Origin of the sequence: Mordavella massiliensis, from assembly GCF_016901695.1 — a bacterium.
Lineage (GTDB): Bacteria > Bacillota > Clostridia > Lachnospirales > Lachnospiraceae > Claveliimonas > Claveliimonas massiliensis_A.
Genome location: NZ_JACJKS010000010.1, coordinates 49,444 through 68,363 on the forward strand (window position 1 = coordinate 49,444; position 18,920 = coordinate 68,363).

Below are 18,920 nucleotides of genomic sequence, written 5' to 3' on the forward strand. Positions count from 1 at the left end.
CTTAACTGGGAATAGTATCTGTAGATGAAGGATTTTTATACTTCTTTCCGGCACGCGGCCGTCACATCCGGAACATCCGCCCCCGGATCCCCGGCCAGATCCGCGCCTGCACATACTCGTAGGCGTGGTCGTAGATCCACAGGGCCGCCTGCCCCGCCAGGAGCACGCCGGCCAGCAGGAGCGCCGAAATCCGCCTGGAAAAGAGGATTTCCTGAAACAGCAGCACAGCCGGGATGTACATGGCGTTAAAGATCAGGTACTTGAAGCACCAGAACACGCCCCTTCCCTGCCATCTGCCCGGGCGCCGCGCCAGCAGGCGCCACACCCCCTCCACGGCAAGAATGTAGAGCGCCATCCCCGCGAAGGAGATCACATAGAACTTGTTCGGCGCCAGGAGGAATCCCAGGATGACAGCCGCCAGATAAAAGGCAAGCCCCGTCTTCATCCCCATCTCCCGGATGACGATCCCCTCGAAAAAGGAGGCGCACGCCAGGAGGAACAGGGTGCTCGATTCAAAGACGCTGCCAAGCGCCATAAACAGGACGCACAGCGCCAGCATAAGGCCCCCGAAGGCCATTTTCCTCGCATTTACATGCATGAGCAAAGATCCCCTCCCATACACTCACAGCACTGGTCCGCGATAAAGAGGTCGCAGCACATGTTTCCCGTCCCGCAGGTGCTGCCGCCGCCGGCGTAGCCGCCCCCGTAAGGGTTGTTCTGGTAGCGCCGGCTGTTGAACTCGATCTGGTTCAGCAGCTGCCGGTACTGGACGTTGTTCGGTTCCATATTGACCGCCGTGGCCGCCTGGTCCCTGGCCAGCACATTGTTCCCCAGGCCCGCGTTGGCGAACGCGCTCGCGTAGTACCACATGGACGTGCGGTTCTGCATGCGGTTCAGCACATTCAACGCCTCCTGGTAGCGGCGGTTGTTGATAAAGTTGATGGCCGCCTGCATCTCCACATCCTCGCTGCCGGAGGAGGAAGCCTGCCCGCCGCCCTGGTAGCCGTATCCGTAGCCCCCTGCCCGGGATCCCCCGTAGGAACCGCCGTAGGAGCCGCCTCCCGACGACCGCTGCCGCATGATCTCATCGTAGGCTTCCTGGATCTCCTTAAACTTCTCTTCAGCCAGGTCTGCCAGCGGATTGTCCACATTGGCATCCGGATGATACTTCCGGCTCAGCTCCCGGTAGGCCTTCTTGACTTCATCATCTGACGCGCTCTGGGGAACACCCAGCACATCATAGGGATTCTTGCTCATTTTTATCTCTTTCCTCCTGTTTCTTCTTCTGTATGAGACGGTAGCGGTTCCACACGCCGTCGTACAGAATATTTCTCAGTATCTCTATATCCTGCAGGCAGGGGAGCTGTTCAAACGCCCCGCTGCACTCCCCAATCATCATGCAGAGAATGTCGCCTGCCTTCTTCTCATAGTCTGTCTGTGTATATAAGTTGCGCAGCGGATTGTAGCGCCCCTTCGCAAGGTCCTCCTCCAGATCGTCGTAGGCGTCCATGATGTAGATGAACTTTCCAAGGAAGAAACCCATCCGGCGCAGCGTCTGCTCCCACGCGTCCTTCCTCCAGACGAACAGCTCCTCCATGAGCCGCCCGAAGCATCCGGCCGTCCGGTCTATATCCGTGCTCTTCTCCCGCTCCAGGCGGGCCAGCTCGCCAAGCGCCGCCTCAAAGACCCTGCTCTGGCGCCTGTACTTCTGTGCGATGCGCTCCGCCTTCCTGCGGATGACGCCCCCGGCTGCCAGGCTGGAAATCTTTCTGTCATCCTTCCAGTCGTCCTTCAGATGGTGCCAGGCAAGCAGAAGATTCATATCCGCCGCGTACGCTGTGACCTCGCTTCGCACCATGCGCTGCCGCTTCACCGGATGCACTCTGCACCTGTGCGCCTCCTCCCGGATGGGGGTCTCGTAGAGAGAGGTGAGCACAAGGACGAGGAACGTCATATCGTAGGTCAGGGTCATCTGGCCGCCCAGGCCGTACCGCTCCCGCAGCTCCTCGCAGAGCCCGCAGTAGTATGCCTTGTATTTTTCAAAATCCTTCACCTTCAGTTCCGGCTTGCAAATGGTAACATATCCGAACATATCTCTCTCCGACTGTGCGCGCCTGTGGACGCACCTGTCAGTTATTGTAACAGATTTGCCGCCGTCCTGCATTAGTTTATTCCAGATTTCACAAAAAATTCCCATCCTGCGCCCTGCAAAATCTGTCTGGAAATCTGTTTTTTGGATATCGGCCTTTCCTTTTGCCCGGCTCTTAGCTATAATAAAGAAGGAATTTTTATCAAACAACAGTGGGAGGAATATCATATGAGCAAGATCGATGAAGTGAGAAGCGCCATGGTGCAGGCCATGAAAGCCGGCGACAAGCAGACGAAGGAGACACTGTCCATGCTCCTGTCCGCCCTCAAGAACAAGGCCATCGACAAGCGGGCCGATCTGACAGAGGAGGAGGAGACGCAGGTCATCTTAAAGGAGATCAAGCAGACAAAAGAGACGCTGGAGATGACGCCGGCGGACCGCACAGACATCATAGAGGAGTGCAACCACCGCCTGTCCGTCCTGGAGCAGTACGCGCCGCAGATGATGGACGAAGCGCAGATCCAGAGCATCATAGACGCCACGCTGGCGGAGCTTGGCATCGATGCTCCCACCCCGAAGGACAAGGGCCGCATCATGAAGACGCTGATGCCGAAGGTAAAGGGAAAAGCCGACGGCAAGCTGGTCAGCGACCTGGTGGGGAAATTATTCTAAGCAGCATAATATAAGAGTACCGTCAAGACACCCGACAGGATGTATAAAAACGGTACTCTTTCTTTTTCCTATATTAAAGCCGATTCTGGGGCAGATAAAATGTCAGGAGAAAACGACTAATTACCCTTATGGCAGGTTCCAACATATTCTCATCCGCGTAGAATCTGGGGTTATGAAGAGGGAATTTCGGACTGTTCTCCTTCCCTCCCACCCCCGAAAACAGAAAAAAAGCTGGAACTCTGTCAGATATTTCTGCAAAATCTTCCCCTCCCATAAATACCCAGGGATCTGTTTCAAGAGCATCTGATCCCAGTTCTCTACAGATAATCCTTTTCATTCTCTCCGCCATATCCGGATGATTATATACAGAATTCATAGACGTTCTAAATGAAATATCAACTTTTACCCCAAAAAACCTTTCCGCTTCTGCGCACACATCCATCAAATCGGTTCTGATCATCTCTGTCTTATCACTTGAAAAAGTGCGTACTGTTCCTGCCATCTGACATGTCTCCGGAATAACATTCTGCACTTCCCCTCCATGGAACATTGTCACTGATATTACCGCCCGCTTCTTTCTATATATTTCTCCCAACCGGCTAATCTTTCCGTAAATATAGTGGCCAGCCTTAATCGGATCTATACATTGTTCCGGACAGGAAGCATGTCCACCTTTTCCTGTTATCGTAATTTCAAACCAGGATGGCGAAGAAGTGACACCGCCGCTTAAAGCAAAAAAGTGGCCGGCTTCTACATCCGGCGTAACATGCATACCAATCGCCGCATCCACCTGGGGATTTTCTAATACCCCCGCCTCTATCATCTGTTTTGCTCCTCCTGGTTGACGTTCTTCACAGGGCTGGAACATAAATCTGACACTTCCATGCAGTCTGTCTCTAAAATGGTGTATGACTCTGGCCGTCCCCACAGCACAAGCCATGTGGAGATCATGTCCACAGGCATGCATTACTCCTTCATTCCGGGATGCAAAGGAAAGCCCTGTTTCCTCTTTTATAGGGAGTCCGTCCATGTCTGTGCGATACAAAAGAACAGGGCCCTCATATTTCCCCTTTATTGTGGCAACAATACCTGTGTGATGCATTTTCTCTGTGTTCAGCCCAATTTTCCGCAACTCTGACTCAACACGCTCCGAAGTTTTGTATTCTTCCAGTCCAAGTTCCGGGTATTGGTGAAATTCCCTGCGCAGATCTACAACTTCTTTTAAAATTGATTTTATATATGCTTCCACCCTTTCACACTTCCTCTCCGTACCCAGACTCATGGAAAACCATAGCCATTTGCTCTAATACCTTTTTCAGAGACTCTCTCTGACAGGCAACATTAAAGCGGACATACTGGCTGCCTCCTGTCCCAAACTCTCTGCCATCACTCAATGCCAGGTGGCAGCGCTGTATCCAGAATTTTTCAAGTTCCTCATCGTCTAAATCCATAGAATGACAATCCACCCACATAAGGTAAGTAGCCTCCGAGGGGACTACCCGCAGAACAGGTATATTAGCCGAAATAAAGTCCGTAAAAATACGGCGGTTTTCGCCAAGGTAATCAAGCAGTTCATTCAGCCACTGTTCGCTTTCCAGGTAAGCCCCAACTGTAACTGCTTCCGCAAAGCTATGTTCAAACGGATACGACATGGCTTTCATTTTCTTCTGCACATCTGAGCGGATACAGGGATCTTCGATAATCATACTGGCTGTCTGCATCCCTGCAACATTAAAAGATTTCCCCGGAGACACAAAAGTGATAACCTTCACATCTTCTCTTCTATTCTGACATGCTGTCATACAATGTTCTCCCTCAAACACAAGGTCAAAATGTACCTCGTCAGAAAATAGCAAAAGATGGTGACGCCGACAGAAATCTATAATCTCTCCCAGCTCTTTTTTCGTCCAGACTCTCCCTGTGGGATTATGAGGACTGCATAGCAGAAATGCTTTTGTTCTATCGGATACCGCTCTCTCCATTCTTTCCATATCAAAAGTCATCTTTCCCGCTTTTTCTACCAGAGGGATCTCAAGCGTTTTTCGCCCACATCCTTGAATAGTCTGAAAAAAGTTCCCATATATGGGCGGATTGATAAGAATTTCATCCCCTTCTTTTGTAAGAGCCTGCAGAGCAGCACTCAGACCAGTCATCACAGAAGAGCAGTATACAACCCACCCTTCGTCAATCTGATAACCATGTCTCTTTCCAAGCCAGTGCTTTACAGCCTTTCCATACTTATCTGACAGAAGCTCATACCCAAATATTCCCTGTTCCGCCCTCTCAAGTATCCTTCTTTTAACAGCAGGCGCAGTCTCAAATTCCATATCCGCAACCCACATCGGATACAATTCCTCATCTCCGTATAGATTTTTCAGCGCTTTCCATTTAAAAGCATTTGTCTTTTTTCTGTCTGTACTTTTATCAAAATCATACATAGCCGGTTCTCCCGATTTTATCGTTTTATTCCATATTTGTCTGAATAAACTGTCGCGTCCTTTCTTTCTGTGGATTAGAAAAGATCTTTTCAGGCGGCGCCTGTTCCACAATATGACCTCCTTCCATAAAAACAATTTCATCTGCTACACTTCTTGCAAATTTCATTTCATGTGTCACGATCAGCATCGTTGTATGCTGCCTTGCCAGTTCTCTAATCACATCCAATACTTCATTTACAAGCTCTGGATCCAACGCTGAAGTCGGCTCATCAAACAATATAATATCCGGGTTTACAGCCATCGCCCTGGCTATTCCTACTCTCTGCTTTTCTCCTCCCGAGAGTGTTTCCGGGTAGGCATCCTTTTTTTCCAACATTCCCACTTTTGCCAGAAGTTCCACCCCTGTTCTCTCCGCTTCCTCCCGTTTTATCTTTTTCACAAGTATCAGTGGCGTTGTGATATTTTGCAGGGCAGTTTTATTTCTGTATAAATTAGAATTCTGAAAAACCATAGATGTTCTTGATCTCAGCGTCTGTATATCCTGTTTTGAGATAGCAGAAAAATCTGCTTCAAATCCTTCAAGCCGTATATGGCCTTCCTCCGGCTTTTCCAGTACATTGATGCACCTTAGAAGTGTAGATTTACCGGTTCCTGACGGTCCGATCACCACCACTACTTTTCCCTTTTCTATCTTCAGGTCTATATGGTCCAGCACCTGTTGATCGCCAAATTTTTTGCATAGCCCTTTAATTTCTATCATATTTTACTCCTAATATCATTTTTAGATTTTTTAGAAAAAGATGCCGCACAAGCGGCATCTGAAAATCATTTCCGATAGGCAGCACTCACCTTTTTCTCTATCTTCTTTTGGATTTTGCCCAGAATAATCGCTAAAATCCAATAAAATGCTGCCGCAATAATATAGGTCTCAAAGGTTTTATAGTAGGTGGCAGCCGTCAACTGTGCCTCCCCCATAATATCCTGTATCCCTATCGTCATACCAAGGGATGACATCTTAATAATATCCATACAGGAGTTTGTTATAGGTGGTATAGCTGCCACAGCCGCCTGCGGAAGTACAATTTGAGTCATCATCTGATATCGTGTCATACCAAATGCCAGACTGGCTTCGTACTGTCCTTGATCCACGCTGTCAATAGCCCCTCTGATTGCCTCCGAAATATAGGCTGCACTATTCAGCGCAAGGCATACGATCAAAGCCACCGCTTTCGGGCATTGTTTCATAACATCAAATACCATCGGAAGTCCATAGTAAAACAGGAAGAGCTGTATCAGCAGAGGAGTTCCTCGAAAGTACGAAATGTATAATCTTACCAGCCACGCAAATCCTTTTACCCTAAAGTGCTGAACAACCGCAAGAACAGCTCCCAGAATAACACTGAGCACAAAAGCTGCCGCTGACACATACAGCGTAATCTTCAAACCTTCAACAAGAAGAGGGGTCAGAATGCGGGCATATGGCAAAAAAGTTTCTGTAATATATTCCATTCTCCGCACCTTATTCCTTTGCTACTGATATATCTTCTCCTATCCATTTTTCTGATATTTCTGATAATGTTCCATCTTCCCGAAGATCAGCCAGAAACGTATTTACAGCGTCCGCCAGTTCTGTGTTACTCTTATCCATAACAAGGCATCCTTCTGAGTACTGGAACGGTTCCAACACTTTTATTTTCAGTTCTTCATTTGATTTCATGGCCATATAGGTCTGAATATCCTGGGCAAGAACAGCGTCGATCCTGCCATATACCAGATCAGTCAGCATAGCCTCAAGTGTAGCGGAAGTATAGGTCTCAAATGTAACGTCTCCATCCGGATACATTTCCTCAACAATCTGCTGCATATTGTTTCCGGATCCGGTTCCCACCACCTTTCCTGATAGATCCTCCACACTTTTGATCTCATCATTGTCTTCAGCCACTACCACCGTAGAGCCATAATAAGACACAGGGTCTGAAAAGATAAAGCTCTCTTCTCTTTCTTCAGTCGGAGACATCTGTGCCGCTACTACATCTGCCTTCCCCGACTGCAAAAGCCCAAGAAGGCCACTGAAATCTGTATACTCCCACTCCACTTCAATTCCGGTACGCTCTTCAAATTCTTTCCAGATATCTACATCATACCCCTTCAGTTCTCCGTCTTCCTCATATTCGAAAGGTTCATATCCCGGAGAAGTAGCTACTACAATCTTGTCCATATCAAGCCCATACGTATTTGTACCTTCTTCTCCTTCTGTCTCAGACGCATCTGTTTCCGCTGCATCTGTCTCTTCTGTGTTTCCACTGCACCCTGCCATTACTGTAACGCCCATAGTCAGACACAGCATAATGCTTAACATTCTCTTTTTCATTTGTTTTCCTCCTCAGCTTTTTAGGTAGTGTCAAAAACTACCATGCTTTTTATTGGTTAAAGTTACGTTTTACCTTGATCTTTTGGAGGTTTGCAAATAAAAAGAGCATTGACCTCCCTTTTCGTGTATAATGTCATCGACCAAAACAACATCCCCGAAAGGAGCCAATGCTCATGGACATTATACTTTATCTTCTCACCATCATTCAATACCTTTATCAGATGAATTGCTGGTTATTTAATTTTATCTGCAGATACATCCCACTCAAACAGTGGGCGTTTGATGACTCCCATTCCCCGAAATACCAGAAGTTCAAGATTGATGAACTTCCAAGGGTCCAGTTCCACCAGCATGACTGGCACTGGCAACTCCTCATCCCTTACTTCAAGCATCGCTATGATCAAGATATCAGGCCCATCGTCAGGCGCAAACCCTGTGACATCCCCGATGACTTCTGTTGCCCTTCCTGCGGTGCTCCCAAACCTTATCTCTACCGCAACAACGGCAAAGCAGGGTAGCTTAGCTGTAAGGTCTGTAGTACGAACTTCTCTCCCGGAGAAAACCGTTTCTCCAAGCAGTTTACCCTTCGCTGCCCTCACTGCGGCAATTCTCTTGTGGCTAAGAAGGAACGGAAACACTTCATCCTCCATAAATGTGTAAATCCTCACTGCCCTTACTATCTCCACAATCTGAAGAAGGTTGACAAAAAGAATCTGGAGGAGGACTACGGAAAGAATAAATACAAGCTCCATTACATCTACCGCCAGTTTACGATAGATTTTTTTCGCATGGACTTAAACTCTCTCCCCAAAGGTGCCTCTTCCCTCAGATTCAGCAAATATAACGCCCATGTCATGTCCCTGTGCCTGACCCTCCGCGTAAATCTCGGCCTTTCGCTCAGAAAGACTTCCCAGGCTCTTAAAGACCTGTATAACATCAACATCTCCCACCAGCAGATCGCCAACTACTGCAAAACCGCCGCCGTCTGCGTGAAACCCTTTGTAGACCTGTACCCTTACGCAAAAGGATCCGTCTTTACTGCTGACGAGACCTACATCAAGGTACGGGGCATCAAGACCTATGTCTGGCTTATCATGAATGCTGCTACTCGCTCCATCATCGGCTATCAGGTCTCTGACAACCGTGGAGTCGGCCCCTGCATCCTTGCCATGCGCATGGCCTTCCAGGGCTTAAAAAAGCTTCCGGAAAACTTTAAATTCATTGCAGATGGCTACAGCGCCTATCCCCTTGCCGCTATGGAGTTCGCAAAAAAGTTTGGGGAAGCGTTTACTTTCCAGATCACCCAGGTGATCGGCCTTACCAACGATGATGCCGTCTCCACGGATCACCGTCCCTTCAAGCAGATGATCGAACGGCTCAACCGTACTTATAAGGCTTCTTACCGTAAGACAAACGGCTTTGACAGCATCAATGGCGCAGGCTATGATCTTGCTCTCTGGGTAGCTTACTACAACTTTCTCAGGCCGCATAAACATAAGGGCTACCAGGTCCTCAACAAAGTAGGACACTTAGAGAGTGCCGAAAATATGCCCGGCAAGTGGCAGCTTCTCATCTTCCTTGGCCAGCAGACAATCCTGCAGATGCAAAAGTCAGGGAGCGGAGATACAGTCTGTTCCTAGATCCGGAGCCGGAGATAACAACTCAGCCATCCCGGAGGGATTTACCCTTGATGGCACACAAAAGCAATGCTACAATGCTGTGGCCCAGACGGAGAAATCAGCCTGTTCCTGAGTCCTCCGCCGTCGATAAGGCGTTCAGAGCATTGCTTTTGTGTGCTGTCAAGGGTGGCGTGAGCTGCCATCAAACTTCATATCTGCGATTTTCAAGGTTCAATCGGAACCTATTTTTTAGGCTTCGCTTTTTCATAACTTATTTGACACTACCGCTTTTTATATTTAGCATAAAAAAAGTCTAACATTTTACCTTCCCCTCCGCAAATTAATAATTTCTATATGCTCATTCACATCATCTATATACAATTTTCATATATAACAAAAGATGACTTTCCTGTTAGTATTGACACGGAAAATCATCTTTCTTCTTATCTCTACATATAACCTTTACATTTTTGAATTTTAAATTCTTTAATCTTTGCTCTACGCCGCCTGCATGGCCTGCGCCGCCTCCAAGACAGCGCCCCGCATCCTCTCCACAAGCAGGTCCACATCCTTCTTTGTGGCGATCAGGGGCGGGATCATACGGTTGATGCTGTCGCCGATGGCTGTGATCAGCGCATGTCTTTTGAAGGTACCCCATTTCACTTCCATGGCGATGGGGATGTCATACTCAACGCCCACCAGCAGGCCCCGTCCTCTCACCTCTTTTACATGGGGCAGCGTCCGAAGCTGTTCCATCAGATAGGCGCCCACCTCCTCTGCATTCTCAGAGAGGTGCCGGTCCAGGATCTCCGAGATGGAGGCAAGGGCGGAAGCACAGGCGATAGGGCTGCCGCCGTAGGTGGAGCCGTGGGTTCCGCTTCCCAGGGCCTCAGCCACTTCTTTTCTGGCACAACATGCTCCGATGGGCATTCCCCCGCCCATGGCCTTTGCCATGGAGACCGCGTCCGGCTTCACGCCGTATCCCATGTAGGCCATGGGGGCTCCTGTCCTTCCCCATCCTGTCTGGACTTCGTCCAGGAGAAGGAGCAGATGATGGTCATCGCAGAGTTTCCGCAGTCCTTCCATGAATTCCTGGGTGGCCGGGTGCACGCCTCCCTCACCCTGCACAGGCTCTATCATAATGGCGATGGTATTTTCTGTGATCTTGGAGGCAAAATCTTCCAGATCGTTGAACCTGGCATAGACAAATCCGGGAACCATGGACCCGAATCCTTCCTGGATGGCTGTCTCCGGCTGGCCTGTGGCAGCCATGGAGCCAAATGTCCTTCCGTGGAATCCATGTTCCGCTGTGATGATCTGATACTTCTTTGGGCCATAATGGTCGGTTCCATACTTTCTGGCCATCTTGATCATGCACTCGTTTGCCTCTGTGCCGGAATTCTGGTAAAAGATCTTATCCATACCGATGGTATCACAGATTTTCTTTGCAAGGAGCGCCTGGGGGATCGTATAAGGATAGTTAAATGTGTGGATAATGTCGTCCGCCTGCTCCTTGATGGCTGCCACCACCTTCTCATTTCTGTTGCCGGGGCTGTTGACCGCCACGCCGCCGTAGAAATCGAGATAGGCCTCCCCCTTCTCGTCATACAGGTACATTCCCTCTGCCCTCTCAGCCACAAAATCAAATCTGGGATAGGTCTCCACCATATACTTTCTCACCATTGCTTTCAGCTCTTTTGCTGTCATTCCGGTATCTTTCAGTTTCATACGAAGCGCCTTCCTTTCTATAATGCAGATATACAAAAAAGGTGCCACACATTTTCATGTGTGACACCTTTGCCTTACGGGTAAAAGTATAGCCCTGTCCTGCGCCTCCGTCAAGAGCGCGCTCTGTATTTTTTTACGTACAATCCAGTTGCAGGATGACTCCCGGATGGTCTCAGGATGGTCTCAGGGATGTTCCCGGATTACTCCAGGGCGTCCTCGCCCTGCTCCTCCGCCTGGTCGTCCGTCATGACCTCGTCTGTGTAGGGGGACGCTTCCTCCTGCTTCATGGTCACTGTGAGCGTCGTGAAGTCAATCTTCTTCCACACGCCCTCGTGGACGTCGATCTTCGCGTCCTCGCGCCACCCGTCAATGGTGTCGTTCACAAGCTGCTGCTGGCGCTCCGACACGATCTCCTGCTTCTTTGTGTCCGTGGCTTCCCGGTCAAGAAGGCTTGTGAGCCGGGCCACATAGTAGCCGTTGTCGCCCTCCACCAGGCCGGTCGTGCCGCCCTCCTCCAGGGCGTCCGCCGCCTCCACAAGCTGGGTGGGAAGCGTGGTCGTCTCCGCGTCAAATGTGGCGTCCTGGGACGTCTGGCCCTGCTCGGTGGCGTAGGCCGCGAAATCCGACGCGCCGGCCGCGCCCTCTGCGAACGCCTCCGCGGTGGTCTTCAGCTCCTCCTTCTCCTCATCCGTCAGGTCCACGGTATTGCCCTCCTCGTCGGTGGTGCTGAAGGCAAATACGACGTACTGCATCTTCTTCTGGGCCGCCTCCTCATCGGAGACCTCCGTGTCCGCCTGCGCCTCGATGGCCGCCTGCACCTTGCTCTGGATGGTCAGAAGCTCCAGCACGCGCTCCACCGTATCCCTGCTGCCGGAGACCTGATCCTTCTCCGTCAGCCCGTTGGCCGCGTCAAACTCCCCCGCAGCCTCCTCGATGGCCGCCTTCTCCTCGTCCGTCAGGGCGATCTCATAGTCGTCCATGTGCTCTTCCATCAGGTACATATTCTCCAGAGACGTGCGGACCGACTCCTTCACCGTATCCTGGTACGTCTCCCCGTCCTGGCCCTCGCCGGTCCACATGTCCTCGCCCATGTAGCCCGCGTAGTACGTCTCATACTGGGCCTGCGTATATCTGGCATAGAAATTCGCCACGTCTCCTGTGATATCCGTGCCGTTCACAGTCACCGCCACATCGCTGTCTTTCACAGTCCCGCATCCCGTCAGCATCCCTGCCGCCAGGACACCGGTCAGCAGCAGCATAACCGCTCTCTTTTTCATTGTAACTGTATCCTCCTATCTCGGTGCTCTTGGGCGCTTCCGCCCGGTGCATCCTCCATATTATACCTTTTTTCCCCTATTCAAGCAATCCCTCCAGGGAAATTAACACTTTTTTCACCACTTCCAGCGGGTCTTCCTCCCTGGCCTTCCTGCTGCCGCCCTTTTTCTCATACACAAAGTACGGCGGCTCCTCCGCCCGGAAAACAAGACTCCCTTTGTACGCGGCGAGCATGTCCGGTATCTTCAGGGGATCTACCTTCGCCCGCTCATACATGGTAAACACGTACCGTGACTCCTTCTGCTCCACGGCCGTCACATAGGCCTTGTGGGCGCGGGCCTTGAGCCCGGCGATGGCAAGCAGCCTCTGCACCCGCAGGGGGATGTCCCCGAACCGGTCGATGAGCTCCTCCAGCATGTCGTCCATCTCCTCGTCGTTCCCGATGGCCGCGATCCGCTTGTACACATCCAGCTTCTGGTACTCGTTGGGGATGTAGGTATCCGGGATGTAGGCGTCCACGTTCAGGTCGATGGTGGTGGCGAAAGTCTCCTCCTCCTCGGTCTCCCCTTTCAGGTGCTTCACAGCCTCGTTGAGCATCTTGCAGTACAGGTCGTAGCCCACCGCCTCCATGTGGCCGTGCTGCTCCGCCCCCAGCAGGTTCCCGGCGCCCCGGATCTCCAGGTCCCGCATGGCGATTCGGAAGCCGGACCCCAGGTCCGTGAACTCCCGGATGGCGGCAAGCCTCTTCTCCGCCACTTCCTTCAGAAGCTTGTCCCGGCGGTACAGAAGGAAGGCGTAGGCCATCCGGCTGGACCGTCCCACCCGGCCCCGGAGCTGGTAGAGCTGGGAGAGACCCAGCCGGTCCGCGTCGTGGATGATCATCGTGTTGACGTTGGGGATGTCCAGGCCCGTCTCAATGATGGTGGTGGAGACGAGCACGTCGATCTCCCGGTTGATAAAGGCGTACATGATCCGCTCCAGCTCGTGCTCCCGCATCTGGCCGTGGGCGAAGGCCACCGTCACATCCGGCACGAGCCGCTGGATCCGGGCCGTGACCTCCGCGATGTCCTCCACCCGGTTGTAGACATAGTACACCTGCCCCTGGCGGGCGCACTCCCGCTCGATGGCCTCCCGCACCATCTCGTCGTTGTACTCCATCACGTAGGTCTGGATGGGCATCCGCTCCTCCGGCGCCTCCTCCAGCACGCTCATGTCGCGGATGCCGATGAGGCTCATGTGGAGCGTGCGGGGAATGGGGGTGGCGGTCAGGGTCAGCACATCCACATTCTCCTTCAGCTTCTTGATCTTCTCCTTGTGCTGCACGCCGAACCGCTGCTCCTCGTCAATGATGAGCAGCCCCAGGTCTTTGTATTTCAGATCGTCGCTTAAGGCCCGGTGGGTGCCGATGATGATGTCCACCAGTCCCCGCTTCGTGTCCTCGATGGTCTTCTTCTGCTGGGCCGGCGCGCGGAAGCGGCACAGCAGGTCCACCCGCACCGGGAATTCCTTCATCCGCTGGACAAACGTGTTGTAGTGCTGCTGGGCCAGGATGGTGGTGGGCACGAGATAGACGACCTGCTTGTTCTCCTGCACCGCCTTGAAGGCCGCCCGGATGGCGATCTCCGTCTTGCCGTATCCCACGTCCCCGCAGATCAGCCGGTCCATGATCCTGCGGCTCTCCATGTCCTCCTTCACCGCCTCGATCGCGGCCAGCTGGTCCTCCGTCTCCTCGAAGGGGAACATCTCCTCAAACTCCTTCTGCCACACCGTATCCGGGCCGTAGACATAGCCCTCCTGCTCCTGCCGGGCGGCGTAGAGGGCCACCAGGTCCCGGGCGATCTCCCGGACCGCGCCCCGGACCCTTGTGCGCGTCTTGTTCCACTCCTGGGTCCCCAGGCGGTTCAGCTTCGGCTTCTTCGCGTCCGCCCCCGCATACTTCTGGATCAGGTCAAGCTGCGTGGCCGGGATGTAGAGATTGCCCCCCTGGGCGTAGGAGATCTTCATGTAGTCCTTGGCGACCCTGTCCACCTCGATCTTCTCAATGCCCTGGTAGATCCCGATCCCGTGGCTTTCATGGACCACATAGTCCCCCACCTTCAGCTCCGAGAAGCTCTGGATCCTGCTCCCCTCGTAGGTCCGCTTCCGGCGCTTCTTCTTCACCTTTCCGAAGATGTCCGTCTCGGAGATGACCTCGAACTTGAGGAGGGGGTAGGCGTACCCCTCCGCCACATGCCCGTAGGCGGTCATGATCTGGCCCGGCTCCACCTCCCGGTCCAGGTCGTCGCTGTAGAAGCTGCTCAGGTTGTAGTCCCGCAGATCCTCCGCCAGCCGCTTCGCCCTCGTCCGGGAACCGGACAGGAGTACGACCCGGTACCCTTCCCGCTTCAGCCGCTTCAGGTCCCGGGTGAGCATCTCAAAGCTGCTGTTGTAGGGATTGACACTCTTCGTCTCCAGGTGGTACCTGCCCCGCACCTTAAGCTCCGGGCACCGCGTCTCCAGGGCGCACAGCCCCACGCAGGAGAACCGGTTCATCCGCTTCGCCACATCCGCCGCATGGTAGAGGATCATCTCCGCGTCGCTCACCTCATACCCGCTCTCCATGCGCCTCGCCTGGGCCTCCACGAACTCGCTCTCCACGGATCCGCCCTTCTCCAGCAGGCGGACCGGCTCGTCCAGGTAGAGGACCGTGTCCGCCGGAGAGAAATAGTCCAGGAAGGAAACCCGCTTCCCCTCCCGCTCCACATCCTCGCAGGGATAGATGCGCACCTGCTCCAGGTTCTCAATGGACCGCTGGCTCTCCACGTCAAAGGTGCGGATGGAATCCACCTCATCGTCCCACAGCTCGACCCGCACGGGCAGTTCCCCCGTGATGGGGTAGATGTCCAGGATCCCGCCCCGGACCGCGAACTGCCCCGGACCTTCCACCTGTGCTTCCCTGTCGTAGCCCGCCCGCGCCAGTCTGTCCTGGATGCCGGAAAAATCAACAGAGGCGCCGCTCTCAATGGAGATCACCTGCCCCCGCACCTCCTCCGGCGCCGGCAGCGCGTCCATAAAGGCGTCAAAGCTGGCGATGACCGTGATCTCCTCCCGCTCCAGGACCGCCTGGATGACGGACATCCGCTCCCGCATCAGCTCCCGGCTCCTAAGATCCGCCTGGTAAAACAGGAAGTCCTTGGCCGGATACAGGAAGGCATCCCCTGCGAGGAACCGGTACTCCTCGTACACCTCCCGGGCCCTGGACTCGCTGGCGCACACGATCACCCGCCGCGAAGAGCCGCCGGACAGGGCGTAGATCAGGTGCGTCTTCTGGGAGCGGACGCAGCCCGACACCTGCAGAAGCCCCTGTTCCCTGCTCAGTTCTTTTTCTATCTCCTCAAATTCCGCCAGGCCGCCAAGCGGCTTCGTCAGCGCTTTCATGTCTGTCTTACAGCTCCTTTGTCCCCGCTTTGCGGTTGTACTCGTTCATGGCCTCGTCCACCCGGTCCGTCACCATGTACTTCACGGCCTCCACGGCCTGCCGGTACCCTTCCTCCATCTTCTCCTTCTCTTCCGCGGAAAAATGGCCCAGCACATAGTCTGCCAGATCATACTGCTTCGGCTTCTCCCCCACGCCCACCTTGACGCGCAGGAACACCTGTGTCCCCAGGTGGGAGATGATGCTCTTGATCCCGTTGTGCCCGCCGGCGCTCCCCTTCTTGCGGATGCGGATCCGGCCCGGATCCAGGCTCACGTCGTCATAGATCACGATCAGCTCTGTCTCCTCGTCGATCTTGTAGTAGTCCGTCAGGGCGCGGATGCTCTCCCCGCTCAGATTCATGTAGGTCTGCGGCTTTACGAGGAGCACCTTCTGCCCCTCGATGACGCCCTTCCCGATGAGGGCCCGGCTTTTCCGGTAATCTACGGAGATAGTATATTCCCGCGCCAGCGCGTCTATAACATCAAACCCGGCATTGTGGCGCGTGCCCTCGTAGAGCGCCCCGGGATTTCCAAGTCCTGCTATGATAAACATATCGTTCCACCTTTCTGTGCGGCTTCCAGTCTCTGCCTTCCCTATCTTAGCAGGATACAGCCGGTTTGTCACGCGAAAGCCGGGAATATTTTCCCCGCCGGCGGCATACACTGTAAAGAATGAATATACTGCCATTGTGGTACAGGAGGGCTTTTTTATGAGTTCCAGAACAAAAATCGTCGTGCTCCACATGAAGGAGATCATCTACACTGTCATTTTCGCCGCACTGGCTCTTCTCCTCATCCTGCTCCTCGTCTTCATGTTCTTCCCGAAGGACAGGGAAAAAGAAAGCGAAGGAAGCTATAAGCCCGGCGTCTACACCTCCTCCCTGACCCTGAACAATACAGATCTGGAGGTGGAAGTCTCCGTGGACGACACGGGCATCCACTCCATCCGCTTCACCAACATGGATGAGACGGCGGCCGCCATGCTGCCCCTGGCCCAGCCGGCCATGGAGGACATCGCACAGCAGATCTGCCAGACCCAGTCCCTCACAGACCTCCAGTTCCCGGCGGACGCCGCCTTCACTTCCCAGGTCATCGTGGACGCGGTCGCGGACGCCCTCGCGGACGCAGAGCAGTAGTCCTTCCCGGCGGAACAGCCGGCAATCACCGGAAGTGCCAAAAGGCACATTCCGGGATTGTAAGCGGTCGCCAAGGTCTCGGGCAAGCCCGGACTTTGGCTCGTCGCCAGTACAAAAAACCGCCCCGGAGAGGCAGCCTCTGCTGCCGTGCCTCCGCGGGCGGTTTCACTTCGTCAGCTATCCCTCCACGATCAGGTATCTGCCGCTCGGAAGGGCGAAGACCTCTGCGGCCTCCTCCAGCTCTTCCATGGACATGCCCTCCACGTCGATGCCTTCCTCCTGGAAGTAGCTCTCCACCTCCTGGATGCTGTCCACCACGACTGCCATGCAGTCCTCAAGAAAAGCCTCCGCCTCCTCCGGCGTGCCGGCTACCGGCTCGTCGAACAGCTTTCCCTGCTGGTCAAGGAACACCTGGAGGCATTCCTCATCATACTCATACATCTTCCCTCTCCTCCCTTCTATCTAATTCTGGTCCGCTAACGCCGCAAGCTGCGACGGGGTATCTATAAGCGTCCGGGCCCCGGCCGCAAGAAGCGTCTCCCGGCTCCGGAATCCCCAGGTCACCGCCGCCTCCTCTACGCCGGCCGCCCTGGCTGTGGCCACATCCACCTCGGAGTCCCCCACATACAGGCAGTCCTCCTTCCGGATCCCCATCTTGTCCAGCAGGTACAGAACGCCCGCCGGATCCGGCTTTCTCGGGAGCTTCTCCGTCTGCCCCTGCACCAGGTCAAAGACGCCGTCGCCGAAGATCTCCCGCACCACGTCCACCGCCTGGGCGTGGGGCTTGTTGGAGAGCACCGCCAGACGGATGCCCTTTCCCTTAAGCTCCCGCAGCATCTCCGGGATGCCGTCGTAAGGTGTTACATGATATGTACAGTTGTCGTGGAATATTCTCCCGTACACCTGCACTGCCTCCCCGAGCCTTACAAGATGCGCATCCCCGCACGCTTTAAGGGTCCGCTCCAGCAGCTTCCTGGCGCCGTCCCCCACGAACCTCCTGCACTGGTCCCGGGAGATCAGGGGCAGGCCCATCTCCTGCAGCGTCAGGTTCACAGAGTACGTCAGGGACTCCAGTGTATCCGTCAGTGTTCCGTCCAAGTCAAAAATGCAGCCTTTCATCACACACGGTTCTTCCTTTCCTTCTTCTTTCCCTCCTATCATAGTATGAAGCGGCTGAAATTTCAACGGAATTTTTCAGCCGCCCGCCCCTAACTGCTCAGGTACTGCCGCATAGCCCGCAGGGCGTGCTTTTCCAGGCGGCTCACCTGGGCCTGGGAGATCCGGATCTGCTCCGCCACCTCCATCTGGGTCTTCCCCTCAAAGAAGCGCAGCCGTATGATGTACCGCTCCCGCTCGCTCAGCCGCTCCATGGCCGCCTCCAGGGAGAGATCCTCGATCCACTTCTCCTCCCGGTTCTTCCGGTCGCTGATCTGGTCCATCACATATAGGGCGTCTCCCCCGTCGCTGTACACCGGCTCCTGGAGGCTCATGGGCGCCTGGATGGCATCCAGGGCGAACACAATGTCCTCTCCCGAGATACCGATCTCCTGCGCGATCTCCTGCACGGTAGGCTCCTTCAGATGCTGCTTCATGTACAGCTCCCTGGCGTGGATGGCCTTGTAGGCCGTATCCCGCAGGGAGCGGCTGACCCGGATGGAGTTGTTGTCCCGCATGTAACGCCGGATCTCCCCTATGATCATGGGCACCGCGTAGGTGGAAAACTTCACATCCAGCTCCGTGTTAAAGTTATTCACTGCCTTGATCAGCCCGATGCAGCCGATCTGGAACAGATCGTCCGGGTTCTCGCTGCTGCCCGGGAACCGCCGGATCACGCTGAGCACGAGCCGCAGGTTTCCCCGGATGTACCTCTCCTTCGCCTCCTCATCCCCCTCCCGGATGCGGCGGAGCAGTTCCTCCTTTTCCTCTTCTGTCAGGAGCGGGAGCTTTGACGTGTTCACCCCGCAGATCTCTACCTTCCCCTGTGCCATCACACCGGACCTCCTTCAGCTGTCGTCTCATCTTGTACAGTAAGATTTTCTCCAGCCGGCACAGCCTTATACGGTCTCCGGGAAAAATAAAAAAAGTTTTAGCCCTTGACAAAAGGCTAAAACTTTTTTCTCACATACAAAAGCAGGG

19 protein-coding genes are annotated in these 18,920 nt (G+C 53.9%); 3 read left to right on the forward strand and 16 right to left on the reverse strand.

Translation table 11 applies throughout. The annotated features are described in order from the left end of the window. Positions 1–61 precede the first annotated feature (61 nt). Genes H6A20_RS08415 through H6A20_RS08425 form a run of 3 tightly spaced genes read right to left on the reverse strand, consistent with a single transcriptional unit; the run spans position 62 to position 2,092 of the window. Entirely contained in the window at positions 62–598 is a 537-nt protein-coding gene (locus H6A20_RS08415; RefSeq protein WP_204906722.1) for a hypothetical protein, read from the reverse strand. Next, positions 589–1,257 (reverse strand): DnaJ domain-containing protein, encoded by a 669-nt coding sequence (locus H6A20_RS08420; protein ID WP_204906682.1) that lies wholly within the window; start codon positions 1,255–1,257, stop codon positions 589–591. Before H6A20_RS08420 ends, H6A20_RS08415 begins: the two co-directional genes overlap by 10 nt. Beyond that, positions 1,238–2,092 (reverse strand): DUF5685 family protein, encoded by an 855-nt coding sequence (locus tag H6A20_RS08425; protein ID WP_204906683.1) that lies wholly within the window; start codon positions 2,090–2,092, stop codon positions 1,238–1,240. Before H6A20_RS08425 ends, H6A20_RS08420 begins: the two co-directional genes overlap by 20 nt. A 225-nt stretch (positions 2,093–2,317) precedes the next feature. Here H6A20_RS08425 and H6A20_RS08430 point away from each other — a divergent pair, with 225 nt between their 5' ends. Beyond that, positions 2,318–2,761 carry a GatB/YqeY domain-containing protein gene (locus H6A20_RS08430; protein WP_204906684.1) on the forward strand — a complete coding sequence of 148 codons (444 nt, stop codon included), beginning with the start codon at positions 2,318–2,320 and terminating at the stop codon, positions 2,759–2,761. Positions 2,762–2,834: 73 nt separating this feature from the next. On the opposite strand, the gene H6A20_RS08435 is transcribed toward H6A20_RS08430, so the two are convergent. From H6A20_RS08435 to H6A20_RS14085, 6 genes are all read right to left on the reverse strand, one after another. After that, positions 2,835–4,010, reverse strand: coding sequence for an amidohydrolase (locus H6A20_RS08435; RefSeq protein ID WP_204906685.1), 1,176 nt, complete (start codon positions 4,008–4,010; stop codon positions 2,835–2,837). A gap of 4 nt (positions 4,011–4,014) precedes the next feature. Then, positions 4,015–5,199 carry a MalY/PatB family protein gene (locus H6A20_RS08440; RefSeq protein ID WP_191384637.1) on the reverse strand — a complete coding sequence of 395 codons (1,185 nt, stop codon included), beginning with the start codon at positions 5,197–5,199 and terminating at the stop codon, positions 4,015–4,017. A 25-nt stretch (positions 5,200–5,224) separates the two neighbouring features. Further along, entirely contained in the window at positions 5,225–5,959 is a 735-nt protein-coding gene (locus tag H6A20_RS08445; RefSeq protein ID WP_191384636.1) for an amino acid ABC transporter ATP-binding protein, read from the reverse strand. 65 nt (positions 5,960–6,024) lie between these two features. Beyond that, positions 6,025–6,708: an amino acid ABC transporter permease gene (locus H6A20_RS08450; protein ID WP_191384635.1), complete on the reverse strand. Its 684-nt coding sequence runs from the start codon at positions 6,706–6,708 to the stop codon at positions 6,025–6,027. A 10-nt stretch (positions 6,709–6,718) separates the two neighbouring features. Further along, positions 6,719–7,570 (reverse strand): substrate-binding periplasmic protein, encoded by an 852-nt coding sequence (locus tag H6A20_RS08455; protein ID WP_191384634.1) that lies wholly within the window; start codon positions 7,568–7,570, stop codon positions 6,719–6,721. 233 nt (positions 7,571–7,803) lie between these two features. Beyond that, complete coding sequence (locus H6A20_RS14085; protein WP_338106650.1) at positions 7,804–8,322, reverse strand: hypothetical protein; 519 nt, start codon at positions 8,320–8,322, stop codon at positions 7,804–7,806. A 36-nt stretch (positions 8,323–8,358) separates the two neighbouring features. Here H6A20_RS14085 and H6A20_RS14090 point away from each other — a divergent pair, with 36 nt between their 5' ends. After that, entirely contained in the window at positions 8,359–9,210 is an 852-nt protein-coding gene (locus H6A20_RS14090) for a DDE-type integrase/transposase/recombinase (RefSeq protein WP_338106651.1), read from the forward strand. Between the two features lie 477 nt (positions 9,211–9,687). Here H6A20_RS14090 and H6A20_RS08465 read toward each other — a convergent pair whose 3' ends face one another. The 4 genes from H6A20_RS08465 to pth all read right to left on the reverse strand — a co-directional run bounded on the left by H6A20_RS08465 (position 9,688) and on the right by pth (position 16,201). After that, on the reverse strand, positions 9,688–10,917 hold the full coding sequence (locus tag H6A20_RS08465) for an aspartate aminotransferase family protein (RefSeq protein ID WP_204906686.1): 1,230 nt from the start codon (positions 10,915–10,917) through the stop codon (positions 9,688–9,690). Between the two features lie 200 nt (positions 10,918–11,117). Next, a complete protein-coding gene (locus tag H6A20_RS08470; RefSeq protein WP_204906687.1) occupies positions 11,118–12,194 on the reverse strand; it encodes a peptidyl-prolyl cis-trans isomerase in 1,077 nt (358 codons plus the stop codon). Between the two features lie 76 nt (positions 12,195–12,270). Continuing rightward, a complete protein-coding gene (gene mfd / locus H6A20_RS08475; protein ID WP_204906688.1) occupies positions 12,271–15,609 on the reverse strand; it encodes a transcription-repair coupling factor in 3,339 nt (1,112 codons plus the stop codon). Positions 15,610–15,616: 7 nt separating this feature from the next. Next, positions 15,617–16,201, reverse strand: coding sequence for an aminoacyl-tRNA hydrolase (gene pth, locus H6A20_RS08480; protein ID WP_204906689.1), 585 nt, complete (start codon positions 16,199–16,201; stop codon positions 15,617–15,619). Between the two features lie 157 nt (positions 16,202–16,358). Here pth and H6A20_RS08485 point away from each other — a divergent pair, with 157 nt between their 5' ends. Next, a complete protein-coding gene (locus H6A20_RS08485; RefSeq protein WP_204906690.1) occupies positions 16,359–16,784 on the forward strand; it encodes a hypothetical protein in 426 nt (141 codons plus the stop codon). Positions 16,785–16,961: 177 nt separating this feature from the next. Here H6A20_RS08485 and H6A20_RS08490 read toward each other — a convergent pair whose 3' ends face one another. The 3 genes from H6A20_RS08490 to sigG all read right to left on the reverse strand — a co-directional run bounded on the left by H6A20_RS08490 (position 16,962) and on the right by sigG (position 18,772). Next, positions 16,962–17,225, reverse strand: a complete 264-nt coding sequence (locus H6A20_RS08490; RefSeq protein WP_204906691.1) for a glyoxalase — start codon at positions 17,223–17,225, stop codon at positions 16,962–16,964. A 21-nt stretch (positions 17,226–17,246) separates the two neighbouring features. Beyond that, positions 17,247–17,903 carry an HAD family hydrolase gene (locus tag H6A20_RS08495; protein WP_204906692.1) on the reverse strand — a complete coding sequence of 219 codons (657 nt, stop codon included), beginning with the start codon at positions 17,901–17,903 and terminating at the stop codon, positions 17,247–17,249. A gap of 89 nt (positions 17,904–17,992) precedes the next feature. Further along, positions 17,993–18,772: an RNA polymerase sporulation sigma factor SigG gene (gene sigG / locus H6A20_RS08500; RefSeq protein ID WP_204906693.1), complete on the reverse strand. Its 780-nt coding sequence runs from the start codon at positions 18,770–18,772 to the stop codon at positions 17,993–17,995. Between the last annotated feature and the right edge of the window lie 148 nt (positions 18,773–18,920).

Excerpts from the sequence above, each read along its gene's own strand:
- H6A20_RS08440 (WP_191384637.1), bottom strand. The coding sequence starts at position 5,199 with ATGTATGATTTTGATAAAAGTACAGACAGAAAAAAGACAAATGCTTTT.
- mfd (WP_204906688.1), bottom strand. The coding sequence starts at position 15,609 with ATGAAAGCGCTGACGAAGCCGCTTGGCGGCCTGGCGGAATTTGAGGAG.
- H6A20_RS08450 (WP_191384635.1), bottom strand. The coding sequence starts at position 6,708 with ATGGAATATATTACAGAAACTTTTTTGCCATATGCCCGCATTCTGACC.
- H6A20_RS08455 (WP_191384634.1), bottom strand. The coding sequence starts at position 7,570 with ATGAAAAAGAGAATGTTAAGCATTATGCTGTGTCTGACTATGGGCGTT.
- H6A20_RS14090 (WP_338106651.1), top strand. The coding sequence starts at position 8,359 with ATGGACTTAAACTCTCTCCCCAAAGGTGCCTCTTCCCTCAGATTCAGC.
- sigG (WP_204906693.1), bottom strand. The coding sequence starts at position 18,772 with ATGGCACAGGGGAAGGTAGAGATCTGCGGGGTGAACACGTCAAAGCTC.
- H6A20_RS08425 (WP_204906683.1), bottom strand. The coding sequence starts at position 2,092 with ATGTTCGGATATGTTACCATTTGCAAGCCGGAACTGAAGGTGAAGGAT.
- H6A20_RS08465 (WP_204906686.1), bottom strand. The coding sequence starts at position 10,917 with ATGAAACTGAAAGATACCGGAATGACAGCAAAAGAGCTGAAAGCAATG.
- H6A20_RS14085 (WP_338106650.1), bottom strand. The coding sequence starts at position 8,322 with ATGGAGCTTGTATTTATTCTTTCCGTAGTCCTCCTCCAGATTCTTTTT.
- H6A20_RS08430 (WP_204906684.1), top strand. The coding sequence starts at position 2,318 with ATGAGCAAGATCGATGAAGTGAGAAGCGCCATGGTGCAGGCCATGAAA.
- H6A20_RS08485 (WP_204906690.1), top strand. The coding sequence starts at position 16,359 with ATGAGTTCCAGAACAAAAATCGTCGTGCTCCACATGAAGGAGATCATC.
- H6A20_RS08415 (WP_204906722.1), bottom strand. The coding sequence starts at position 598 with ATGCATGTAAATGCGAGGAAAATGGCCTTCGGGGGCCTTATGCTGGCG.
- H6A20_RS08420 (WP_204906682.1), bottom strand. The coding sequence starts at position 1,257 with ATGAGCAAGAATCCCTATGATGTGCTGGGTGTTCCCCAGAGCGCGTCA.
- H6A20_RS08470 (WP_204906687.1), bottom strand. The coding sequence starts at position 12,194 with ATGAAAAAGAGAGCGGTTATGCTGCTGCTGACCGGTGTCCTGGCGGCA.
- H6A20_RS08495 (WP_204906692.1), bottom strand. The coding sequence starts at position 17,903 with ATGAAAGGCTGCATTTTTGACTTGGACGGAACACTGACGGATACACTG.
- pth (WP_204906689.1), bottom strand. The coding sequence starts at position 16,201 with ATGTTTATCATAGCAGGACTTGGAAATCCCGGGGCGCTCTACGAGGGC.
- H6A20_RS08445 (WP_191384636.1), bottom strand. The coding sequence starts at position 5,959 with ATGATAGAAATTAAAGGGCTATGCAAAAAATTTGGCGATCAACAGGTG.
- H6A20_RS08490 (WP_204906691.1), bottom strand. The coding sequence starts at position 17,225 with ATGTATGAGTATGATGAGGAATGCCTCCAGGTGTTCCTTGACCAGCAG.